The sequence below is a fragment of the Thalassolituus sp. UBA2009 genome (assembly GCF_002335285.1).
GTDB classification, from domain to species: Bacteria; Pseudomonadota; Gammaproteobacteria; order Pseudomonadales; family Oceanobacteraceae; genus Venatoribacter; species Venatoribacter alkanivorans.
This window is the reverse complement of the sequence record NZ_DDCJ01000143.1, coordinates 158,151-169,653: the sequence shown is the minus strand read 5'-3', so window position 1 is coordinate 169,653 and position 11,503 is coordinate 158,151. Positions and strand designations below refer to the sequence as shown.

Genomic DNA, 11,503 nt, shown 5'->3' with positions numbered 1-11,503 from the left:
GTGACCTCCGGCAATGTGGTGCGTCTGCTGCCACCGCTGAATCTGTCACAGAGCGAAGCTGACCAGATCATCGAAACCGTGTCCGCCCTGATTGAGGCGCTCGGTTGAGTTTGAATAAGGAACTAACGTGAGACATTTTTTAACCCTGTTAGACCATTCTCCGGAAGAGCTGAACTGGCTTATCCAGCGCGCCATCGAGCTGAAGCAGATGCACAAACGCGGAGAAATCTACGAGCCTCTGCGCAACCGTGTACTGGGGATGATTTTTGAAAAATCCTCCACCCGCACCCGTGTTTCCTTTGAGGCCGGTATGGCGCAACTGGGTGGCCATGCCATCTTCCTGTCGCCGCGCGATACCCAGCTGGGTCGTGGTGAGCCGGTAGAAGACAGCGCCCGCGTGCTGTCACGCATGGTCGATGTCGTCATGATCCGTACCTTCGAACACGAAACCGTAGAACGCTTTGCGGCGTTCTCCGAGGTACCGGTAATCAATGCCCTGACGGATGACTTTCATCCCTGTCAGCTGCTGGCCGATATCCAGACCTACGTCGAGCACCGTGGCTCTATTCAGGGCAAAACCGTTGCCTGGATCGGCGATGGCAACAATATGTGCCAGTCGTACATCAACGCGGCGCAGCAGTTTGACTTCAAACTGAACATTGCCACGCCGGAAGGCTTTGAACCGTCACAGTTCCTGGTTGATGAAGCCGCTGACCGTGTAACGCTGATGCGTGATCCGAAAGAAGCGGTACGCGGTGCCGACTTGGTGGCAACGGACGTCTGGGCGTCTATGGGTCAGGAAGACGAACAGGAACAGCGCCTGCGTAAATTCCGTGATTATCAGGTCTCACGCGAGCTGCTGGATCTGGCCAACAAAGACGTGCTCTTTATGCACTGCCTGCCGGCACATCGTGGAGAGGAAGTAAGTGAAGACTTACTGGATGACCCGCGTTCGGTGGTGTGGGATGAAGCAGAAAACCGTCTGCATGCACAGAAGGCCCTGCTCGAATTCCTGCTCTGTCAGGAAGACTGAAAGATAACAGGCTCACTCTTGTAAGCCTGAACTTGTAGGCCTGAACAGCGCATCAGAAACAGCACCTCAAAAGCCCCGTGACCTTCAGGTTCGACGGGGCTTTTTTTTTGCTCAGGAAGACTGAGCTGAGGTTTGCTCCAGCGTTTCGGTGCGCACGCGGTTACGTCCGGCACGCTTTGCTTCATACAATAAACGGTCAGCACGGTTGAGCAGTTCATCGCCCTCCTCACCGGCATGATATTGCGTCACACCGATGGATACCGTCAGCGGCAGAGAAGACTCGGAGAAATTCTCTTCCATCACGGCGATACGAATACGGTTCAGCGCATTCTCAGCAGTAGCCAGCGTCAGGCCACTGAGCAGCAGCACAAACTCTTCACCGCCATAACGTGCAGCAAGATCGACTTCCCGTACCGACAGCCGCAGCAATTGCGCCAGTTCCACCAGCACCTGATCACCGATACGGTGACCATGCTGATCGTTAATCTGCTTGAAGTGGTCAATATCGACAAAGGCCAGCACAAAGGGCAGCCCTTCACGATTTGCCAGAGCCCGTTGTTTTTCCAGCGTACGCAACAGATAACGGCGGTTGTATAAGCCGGTCAGTTCATCGGTAATGGCCAGCTCTTCTATACGCACCATCGCGCGGCGCAACTCGCGGTTCTTCTGGCGGTAAGCTTCACGCAGCAAAGCCACTTCACGCCCAAGAAAACTGTATGCCAGCAGGCTGATAAAAAATGCAGCCCCCAACAGAGCCTCCTGGCTGGCTTGCCACTGGCCGGCATTCTGGTGATGCAGCACCAGCATCACCAGGGTGTAAGACGCCATGGTAAACAGCGCAACACCGAGAAATCCGCGCCAGGTAAGACGGAACACCCCATACGGCATCACCGCCAGATAGCCCAGCATCACCACGTTGCGGTTATCACTGCACAGATAAAGAATGATGGAGACAAAAGAAATGGCCCAGACCATAAAGAAAGCGGTCAGGCCGGGGTCCTGATAATTCAGGGTGCGGCCCGAACCAACCCAATACAACAGTAATGCCTGCCCAAACCAATAAACCGCAATGGCAGAATACAGAACAGCCGCATCCGCGGGGTCGCCCCGCAGTTGAAAGCCCGCCATAAAAAGCAGCGTAAACAGCAGCGCTCCACTGCTGGCCAGCCCATGACGGCGAAGAATGTCACGTTGTTGCTGTCTCATGGCGGCATCCCGTGCACTGAGAACAAAGCGCACGATTATAGAGACTATTTTTTCGCCGGCTATGTCAATTCGCGTAATCTTCGTAACAGAAACTGGCGTAACTGACATCCGCCAGTTCTGTTACCCGGCTACAGCTCAGGCGCCGCAGCGTACCCGCTGAACCGCATTCAGCCAGCCATCGTATAAATGCTGACGCTGACTTTCTTCCAGCTTGGGTTCATAAGCACGATCGTGTACCCAAAACGCTTCCACATCATCCAGGTTCTGATAAACCCCGGCCTGCAAACCCGCCAGAAACGCAGCGCCCAATGCTGTGGTTTCCGTGACTTTCGGGCAGGCGATAGGAATACCCAGAACATCGGCCAGAAACTGCACCAGCCAGCCATTCACCACCATGCCGCCATCAACCCGCAGCTGCGCCGGCTCAACGCCATCCAGTGCCATAGCTTCGAGCAGATCACGGGTCTGATAACACACGGCCTGCAAGCCTGCCGTTACGATTTCTTTAATACCGGTATCCCGTGTCAGCCCCATAATGGCGCCACGCGCCTGCGGGTCCCAGTACGGAGCGCCAAGACCGGTAAAGGCCGGCACCATATACACCGGGTTTTCGTAACCTGTCGCTTCCGCCAGTGACTGCGTCTCACAGGCGCTGGAAATCAGGTTCAGGCCGTCGCGAATCCACTGAATCGTGGCACCCGCCATAAAAATGGAACCTTCCAGTGCATAGGTGGTTTCGCCATTAATACGGTAGGCCACGGTGGTCAACAGACGGTGGGTGGACTTCAGCGCCTCGCGGCCGGTATTCATCACCATAAAACAACCGGTGCCGTAGGTGCTCTTGGCCATTCCCGGACGGAAGCAGGCCTGACCCACCAGCGCCGCCTGCTGATCACCGGCAACACCACCAATGGCAATCTCAGCACCAAACAGACTGGCATCAATACGGCCATAATCGGCAGCGCTGTCTTTAACCTCAGGCAGCAGTGCGGCCGGAATGCGGAACAGCTGCAACAGTTCCTCGTCCCATTGCTGGGTATGAATATTAAACAGTAAGGTGCGCGAGGCATTACTGGCGTCGGTCGCGTGTACTTTGCCGCCGGTCAGACGCCAGAGCAGAAAGGTATCGACCGTACCAAACGCCAATTCGCCGCGCTCTGCCCGCTCACGCGCGCCATCGACGTTATCCAGAATCCAGGCCAGCTTGGTGGCGGAAAAATACGGGTCCAGCAGCAGGCCGGTTTTCTCGGCGATACGCGGCTCAAGCGCCGTATCTTCTTTCAGCTGCTGACACAGTGCCGACGTCCGGCGGTCCTGCCAGACAATAGCGTTATATACCGGCTTACCGCTGGCGCGTTCCCAGACAATGGTTGTCTCGCGCTGATTGGTAATGCCAGCCGCGACAATATCACTCAGCCCGCAACCGGAAGCCGCCAGTGCTTCCCGGGTACTGACAAGGGTGGTTTCCCAGATTTCTTCCGGGTCATGCTCGACCCAACCGGGCTGTGGAAAATGTTGAGTAAACTCGCGCTGACCAGTGGCCAGAATATGACCTTCGGTAGAAAACAGAATGGCGCGGTTACTGGTGGTTCCCTGATCGAAGCTCAGCAAACAGCGTGGCATAGAATGTTATCCTCATTATTTTTTGCGGCAGTTTACTGACTGAAACGAAGATGACCAAGGCCCGAATGGAAATGTAGCGAAATCCGGCAGAATACGCTGACTGAACTATAGTTATCCAATTAACATAACAGCCTTGATAACAAAATGCGTAATAACCAACCGGTAACCCAACGTGAAGTAACTTTGTCCGCCGATAACCATCTGGTGTCGTCCACAAATCTCAAAGGGGTTATCACACACTGTAATGACCATTTCATCCGCATCAGTGGTTTCACCAAAGAAGAACTGAACGGCAGTCCGCACAATCTGGTCCGCCATCCTGATATGCCCACCGCCGCGTTTGCCGATTTGTGGAATACCGTAAAAGCCGGACAACACTGGATGGGCCTCGTTAAAAACCGCACCAAAAACGGTGATCACTACTGGGTCGATGCTTACGTCACACCTCTGTACGAAGGCGATCAGATTGTCGGCTATGAATCCGTGCGCGTTGCTCCCAGCCGCGAGCAGATCAATCGTGCTGAAAAAGCCTATAAACTGCTGAACAGTGGTAAGAATCCGCTGCAACGCTGGGGAGCTCTGCGGGCCATGCTGCCTCAGGCACTGCCCTGGCTGATTGCCGCAGGTGCTGCATTGTACTGGTCTGATAATCTGATACTGCAGGGTATCGTTGGCCTGAGCGCCGCCTTCAGCCTGTTCCGTCAGTATCAACAGGAAGAAGCCTTCACCCGCTATGGTCAGGATGTTATCAACAACCGTCTGATGGCCTGGATTTACACCGGCCGTGACGATGCTCATGGCCAGCTGGCGTTTGCCCAGCATGCCATGCGCCGCCGCCTGCAGACCGTATTGGTGCGCATTGCCGACAACACCAGCTCACTGGTCAGCGCCACCAGCAATACCCTTAATCTTTCACAAAACACACTGGAGCGCGTCCGCCGTCAGCACAGCTATACCCAACAGGTCGAACAGGTCAGTACCGACATTCAGCACACCGCATTACAACTCAATGAAAACAATCAGCAGTCACAACAGGCCAGTCAGCAGGCCGTTGGTAATGCCACTTCCGGTGAGAATGACATCAAAGTAATGATGACTCAGACCGAAGCCCTGCAGGTTGAACTTAAAGGTACGGCCGAAGCCATCAGCCGGCTGGCAAGCGAAACTCAGGGCGTTGACCGCTTTCTGCAGGCTATCAGCGATATTGCCGAGCAGACCAATTTGCTTGCCCTGAACGCCGCCATCGAGGCCGCACGCGCCGGGGAACAAGGGCGCGGGTTTGCAGTAGTCGCTGATGAAGTCCGCAATCTGGCACAACGCACTCAGGAATCCGCCGCCGAAATTCAGCTGATCGTAACCGGCCTGAATGAGCACAGCGGTCAGGCCGTGGAGGCTATGAACAAGGGGCAGCATTCGACCGAGCAGACTCTGGAACGGGCCCGTCAGGTGAATGGCGTGTTCTCCACCATCCGCCATGAACTCAGTGAAATTCAGGCTATGACCAATGCGAATTCACGCTCAGCTTCCGAGCAGAACCTGGCGGCCGATCAGATCCGTGATCATCTGACACAACTGGAAAGTCTGGCTCAGGAAGCCGAACAGCTGGCCGGCAGTATGAACAGCGAGTGCGAGCAACTGGCACAATTGATGGATGAGCAGAATCGCATCATTCAGCGCTTTCAACAAAGCCTATGAAAAGCTAACATTCAGAACTCAATGTCTATGAATTTCATTCATGCTCGATATCAAACATCTGCGCACCCTCGCCGCCCTGCGTGATGGCGGCACTCTGGTGGAAGCCGCCAGACGTATGCACCTGACCCAGTCTGCGCTCTCCCATCAGTTAAAAGATCTGGAAGAGCGCCTGGGCGTGTCGTTGTTTCTGCGTAAAACCAAACCTTTGCGTTTTACCCGCGCCGGGCTGGAGTTATTACAGCTGGCAGACGACGTACTGCCATTACTGCGTCAGTCTGAGCGCAATCTGCAGAAAATGGCCGGTGGGCATAGTGGCCGCCTGCATATGGTGATCGAGTGCCACAGCTGCTTCGACTGGCTGATGCCAGCCATCAACAGCTTCCGTGATCACTGGCCTGAGGTTGAGATTGACCTCAGCACCAGTTTTCACTTCGAGCCCATCCCCGCCTTAATCCGCGGGGACGTAGATCTGGTGGTAACGTCCGATCCGGGACCGCATAACGAAATTTATTATCAGCCATTATTCCGCTATCAGTCGGTTCTTGCCGTCGCCAATCAGCATCCACTGGCTCAGCAGGACTGCATACAGCCTGCCGACCTCAGCAGCGAAACCCTGATTCACTATCCGGTCGACCGCAACCGGCTGGATGTGTTTGAACACTTTCTGTCACCCAGCGGCATTGAGCCACGGGCGACCCGCCAAACCGAGTTAACGCTGATGATGGTGCAGCTGGTTGCCAGCGGACGGGGCGTCGCCTGCCTGCCAAACTGGGCACTGCAGCCCTATATTGATGCCAATCTGGTTGCTGCCCGGCCTTTGGGCAAAGAAGGGGTATGGCCAACACTGTATGCGGCTGTGCGTAAAGATCAGCAGGACAGTGCCTATATTCAGGATTTCTTTCAGCAAGCGCTGGAGACCTGTTTCCGCCACTTACCGGGAATTCTTCCGGTCAGCTAAAGGCCTGTCGCGGCCATTTCCCCGAATTTCAGGCAAAAAAAAGGGCTCTGAAAGAGCCCAAAAAAGCGAATAATTTCGCTACATTCTCACCACGTCTCCTAGGGATACGCGGGACATATAATGATCCTGCCATGCTTTTCAGTCTGTAGTGTAAAAGTGTTTTTGTGTAACGCTTTGTATACACTTTTGATATAAGGCCATCACATTATTCGTGATGACGGCGCGGCCAGATCAGACTGAATTTTGCACCGCCAAGCGCCTCGCTGCGGCTGACCATTGCCCGCCCACCATGCCAATACGCAATACGGCGAACAATTGATAATCCCAGACCATAGCCACCGGAGCTGCGGGTACGGCTGTCATCCAGACGGGCAAAGGCTGTGAATACGCGATCCCAATCCTCTTCCGGAATACCAGGACCATCATCTTCCACATCAACCCGGCAGGTATCCGTTCCAATGGTACAGCTGACCCGGACACGGGAACTGGCGTAGCGCCCGGCATTACCCACCAGATTCTGAATGGCACGATGAATATAGCGCGGTTCCACCTCGGCATAGTGGGCATTCTCCGGCGAAGCGCCGGCATAGCTGACACTGACATGGGCCGGTGGACGCGCTTCTTCAACCACCTGCACCGCCACATCGGCCACATTAACCTTCTGGAAGTCGAGCAGCGGCCCACCTTCCTCCAGACGCGCGTACGTCAGGATCTCATCAATAAGCTCATCCAGCTCCTGAATATCCGAATCCATGCCAGTCAGCTGCTTACTGACGTAAGCATCGTCGACGCTGTCTTCGATAATCTGTAAGCCAAAACGGATACGGGCTACCGGGGTACGTAATTCGTGGGATACGGCACGCACCATCTCGCGCTGAATAGAAATCAGGCGCTGGATGTGCTCTGCCATTTTATTAAACGCCTGACCAAGGCGACTGACCGGGTCGGTACCGGAAATCGCTACCCGCGCACTCAGGTGCCCCTGCGCCAGACGACTGGTGGCCTGTTCCAGCTTACGCAAGCGGATCTCAAATGAGTTCACAACCCAGTAGACCCCAAGACCCAGCAACATGATGCCAATGGCTGTAATGACGAAGATAGCCTGCCAGGAGTAAGGGTTGAACGCATCAATAGGCCCGAGCCGCAGCGCCCGTGGCTGACCTGGCAGCTTCGCCAGCGCTTCAGCCTGCTGACCTTCAATGGAAATCCTAACCAGTACATCACCGTACTGCATCCGGGCAAAATCGGAATCTGACAGGAAGAGTTTGTCGATATCCACCACCGACAACGGAAAACCAAAGCGCGGCTGCATACGTTTGATAAAGGCTTCGATACTATCTCCGGAACGCTGCCAGTCTTCGAGTAACAGATAGGCCGAGGCCTGCGCCTGAACCTCTGTCACCGTACTGAGCTGCACATCGAGTAATTCAGACTCAGACATCTGATACAGCAGACGCGCGGTGCGTCCTTCATTGGTGGTATCGACCAGCAACTGCCCGCGGGCCAGACGGTTCTGCTGATATTCGTCCACCGGGCCTTCAGCCAATGGCAATATCCGGATATCAGCATCAAAACGTGCGGATAACTCGGATAAAGCACCAGGATCCTGACGCAGCCGCTGGGCAAGCAGCGCAACACTGCCGCCCACCATGTCTTCATTGAACTGCGCGCTGCGCACAAAGTTAACGAGCTGCAAAGCGACCGTGCAGATGATTCCCACCATCAGCAAAGCGCCCAGCAGCCCTGAATAAACCCGGATAAAAATGACGATGTCTCCTGACGTCAGATTTCTTTAACGAACAGGTAGCCTTTACTGCGTACGGTTTTGATACGCTTGGGATTCATCGGATCATCGCCCACCTTAGGACGGATACGTGACACCCTTACGTCAATGGAACGATCCTGACCGTCATATTCAATACCCCGCAACTGATGGAAAATTTCTTCCCGGGTCAGTACACGTCCGGCACTGCTGCTCAATAGCCACAGCAGATCAAATTCGGCACTGGTCAGATCAATGCTCTTGCCTTCGAGCCAGGCTTCACGCATGGCGTTATCGACAACCAGATTGCCAAAGGTCAGACGGTTATCAGAACCGCCTTCAACAACCTGCTCTTCCGGTACCTCCTTAACCCGGCGCAATAAGGCGCGGATACGGGCCAGTAAAACACGCGGACGAACCGGTTTGGCAACATAATCATCTGCCCCCATTTCCAGCCCCAGTACCTGATCGAGATCTTCGGTACGGGCGGTCAGCATCAGAATCGGGCCTTTGTAGTAAGGACGGACAATACGGCATACCGCCAGGCCATCTTCACCCGGCAACATCAGATCCAGGACAACAAGGTCAGGCTGCTCCGTTTTAATACGTTCAATTGCACGGCTGCCGTCACCTTCAACCGCGACTTTCAGACCGTTACTTTCCAGATAATCCTTGGTAAGAGTCGCCAGGCGTTCGTCATCTTCAACGATGAGAATGCGCCAGTTTTCTTCAAGGCTTTGACCATTTTCTTGCTTCAACATGGTTCCTTACCATTCCTTAAACAGGTTCGTACCCCGGAACATTGCCACAGGCATCTGATATTAACTCTAGACCGAGTTACGCTTTGTTGCATAGTAACCAATCTATTCATTATTTGGTAAAAATCAGAGGGCATAACGACTTAGAAAAAACAGCCACATCCTGTCCACCAACTACACACAAGTTATCCACATGGCAAAACCGATAACCCACTATATCTTGGGGTTGAATTCATAGGTATACCGCATTATCTTGTGGATCGACTTAAAAATATGTCGGTAACTCAGTTACTTACACCGGCACCTACAGACTATCAGGCCAGCCGTCAAGCGTTTTACGGAACCCATACCGATCAAGGACAGATGGAGTAGTTTCCCTTGGATACAGGCACAGAAGAGATGAACAGCGAGCTAAAAGTCACCAAACGTGACGGCACCCAGGAACCTTTAAATCTGGATAAAATCCACAAAGTAGTCACCTGGGCTGCCGAGGGTCTTGATAACGTATCTGTGTCTGAAGTGGAGCTTAAGGCCCACCTGCAGTTTTTCGACGGCATCCAGACGTCTGAGATTCATGAAACCCTGATCAAAGCCGCCGCCGATCTGATTTCTGAAGAAACACCCGATTATCAGTATCTGGCCGCGCGCCTGAATATTTTCCATCTGCGCAAAAAAGCCTACGGCCGTTTTGAGCCACCGGCCCTGCTTGATCATGTGAAGCGCATGGTTGAGTCCGAGCGTTATGACCGCCATCTGCTCGAAGATTACACCGCTGAAGAAATCACAGCGATGGACGCCTTTATTGATCACAGCCGCGACCTGACCTTCAGCTATGCCGCGGTTAAGCAGCTGGAAGGCAAATATCTGGTACAGAACCGTGTGACCGGCGAAGTCTATGAAAGCGCTCAGTTCCTGTATGTGCTGATCGCCGCCTGCCTGTTTGCCGGCTACGACAAAGAGCGTCGCCTGGAATACATTCGTCGTTTCTACGATGCGGTATCTACATTCAAACTGTCACTGCCAACGCCAATCATGGCCGGTGTCCGTACTCCGACCCGTCAGTTCAGTTCCTGCGTACTGATCGAAGCCGGCGACAGCCTGGATTCCATCAACGCCACCGCCAGTGCCATTGTTAAGTATGTTTCCCAGCGTGCCGGTATTGGCATCAATGGCGGCCGCATCCGTGCACTCGGTAGCCCGATCCGCGGTGGTGAAGCTTTCCACACCGGTTGTATCCCGTTCTACAAACACTTCCAGACCGCCGTTAAATCCTGCTCACAGGGCGGTGTGCGCGGTGGTGCCGCTACCCTGTTCTACCCGATCTGGCACTACGAAGTTGAAAACCTGCTGGTTCTGAAAAACAACCGCGGTGTTGAAGAAAACCGTGTACGTCACCTCGACTACGGCGTACAGATCAACAAGCTGATGTACGAGCGTCTGATCAAGAACGGCAATATCACGCTGTTCTCACCATCCGATGTTCCGGGCCTGTATGACGCCTTCTTCGAAGATCAGGAACTGTTTGAGCAACTCTACGTTAAATACGAGCAGCAGGACGGTATCCGTAAGAAAACACTGAAAGCGGTCGACCTGTTCTCCAGCATGATGCAGGAACGCGCCAGCACCGGCCGTATCTACATTCAGAACGTTGACCACTGTAATACCCACAGCCCGTTCAATCCGAAACTGGCTCCGGTGCGTCAGTCCAACCTGTGTCTGGAAATTGCGCTGCCAACCAAGCCGCTGAAAGACGTGAACGATGATTCCGGTGAAATCGCGCTCTGTACTCTGGCCGCATTTAACCTCGGAACACTGAACAATCTGGATGAGCTGGAAGAACTGGCTGATCTGATCGTACGTGCCCTCGACAGCCTGCTGAGCTATCAGGACTACCCGGTTCCGGCCGCCAAACGCGCCAGCCTGAGCCGCCGCACTCTGGGTGTGGGCGTGATCAACTATGCCTACTATCTGGCGAAAAACGGTGTGAAATATTCCGATGGCAGTGCCAACGGCCTGACTCACCGCGCTTTTGAAGCCATGCAGTACTGGTTGCTGAAAGCATCCAACAATCTGGCCAAAGAACAGGGTGCCTGTGAAGCGTTCAGCGACACTACCTATGCTCAGGGTATCCTGCCGATCGACAGCTACAAGAAAGAAGTCGACAAGTTCTGTGAAGAACCACTGCAGTACGACTGGGAAGCCCTGCGCAAAGATATTCTGGCCCACGGCCTGCGTAACTCCACGCTGTCTGCCCTGATGCCATCCGAAACATCCTCGCAGATCAGTAACGCGACCAACGGTATTGAACCGCCGCGCGGATATATCAGCGTGAAGCAGAGCAAAGATGGTATCCTCAAGCAGGTTGTTCCTGAGTTTGAACGCCTGAAGAAAAACTACGAGTTGTTATGGCAGATTCCGAACAACAATGGCTATCTGCAGCTGGTCGGTATCATGCAGAAATTCGTCGA

Annotated in this window: 8 protein-coding genes; 4 read left to right on the top strand and 4 right to left on the bottom strand. The window is 54.0% G+C overall.

The annotated features are described in order from the left end of the window. Positions 1 to 127 precede the first annotated feature (127 nt). Complete coding sequence (gene argF, locus B3P58_RS17960; protein WP_145465752.1) at positions 128 to 1,033, top strand: ornithine carbamoyltransferase; 906 nt, start codon at positions 128 to 130, stop codon at positions 1,031 to 1,033. 111 nt (positions 1,034 to 1,144) lie between these two features. Here argF and B3P58_RS17955 read toward each other — a convergent pair whose 3' ends face one another. Next, on the bottom strand, positions 1,145 to 2,239 hold the full coding sequence (locus tag B3P58_RS17955; protein ID WP_186435725.1) for a GGDEF domain-containing protein: 1,095 nt from the start codon (positions 2,237 to 2,239) through the stop codon (positions 1,145 to 1,147). A gap of 135 nt (positions 2,240 to 2,374) precedes the next feature. Further along, positions 2,375 to 3,862: a glycerol kinase GlpK gene (glpK, locus tag B3P58_RS17950; RefSeq protein WP_286719446.1), complete on the bottom strand. Its 1,488-nt coding sequence runs from the start codon at positions 3,860 to 3,862 to the stop codon at positions 2,375 to 2,377. A gap of 144 nt (positions 3,863 to 4,006) precedes the next feature. Between glpK and B3P58_RS17945 the strand changes: the two genes are divergently transcribed. Together B3P58_RS17945 and B3P58_RS17940 are read left to right on the top strand one after the other, a co-directional pair. Continuing rightward, the gene (locus tag B3P58_RS17945) at positions 4,007 to 5,557 is read left to right on the top strand and encodes a methyl-accepting chemotaxis protein (protein WP_225693541.1); all 1,551 of its coding nucleotides are present in this window, start codon (positions 4,007 to 4,009) and stop codon (positions 5,555 to 5,557) included. A gap of 40 nt (positions 5,558 to 5,597) precedes the next feature. Further along, positions 5,598 to 6,515 carry a LysR family transcriptional regulator gene (locus B3P58_RS17940; protein ID WP_230330564.1) on the top strand — a complete coding sequence of 306 codons (918 nt, stop codon included), beginning with the start codon at positions 5,598 to 5,600 and terminating at the stop codon, positions 6,513 to 6,515. A gap of 205 nt (positions 6,516 to 6,720) precedes the next feature. Here the strand turns inward: B3P58_RS17940 and B3P58_RS17935 are convergent, their stop codons facing one another. Both B3P58_RS17935 and B3P58_RS17930 read right to left on the bottom strand, forming a co-directional pair. Continuing rightward, complete coding sequence (locus B3P58_RS17935; protein WP_286719443.1) at positions 6,721 to 8,211, bottom strand: ATP-binding protein; 1,491 nt, start codon at positions 8,209 to 8,211, stop codon at positions 6,721 to 6,723. A gap of 86 nt (positions 8,212 to 8,297) precedes the next feature. Next, positions 8,298 to 9,038 (bottom strand): response regulator, encoded by a 741-nt coding sequence (locus B3P58_RS17930; protein ID WP_145465758.1) that lies wholly within the window; start codon positions 9,036 to 9,038, stop codon positions 8,298 to 8,300. A 396-nt stretch (positions 9,039 to 9,434) separates the two neighbouring features. Between B3P58_RS17930 and nrdA the strand changes: the two genes are divergently transcribed. Beyond that, on the top strand, positions 9,435 to 11,503 hold a 2,069-nt coding region (nrdA, locus tag B3P58_RS17925), incomplete at its 3' end, for a class 1a ribonucleoside-diphosphate reductase subunit alpha (RefSeq protein WP_286719441.1).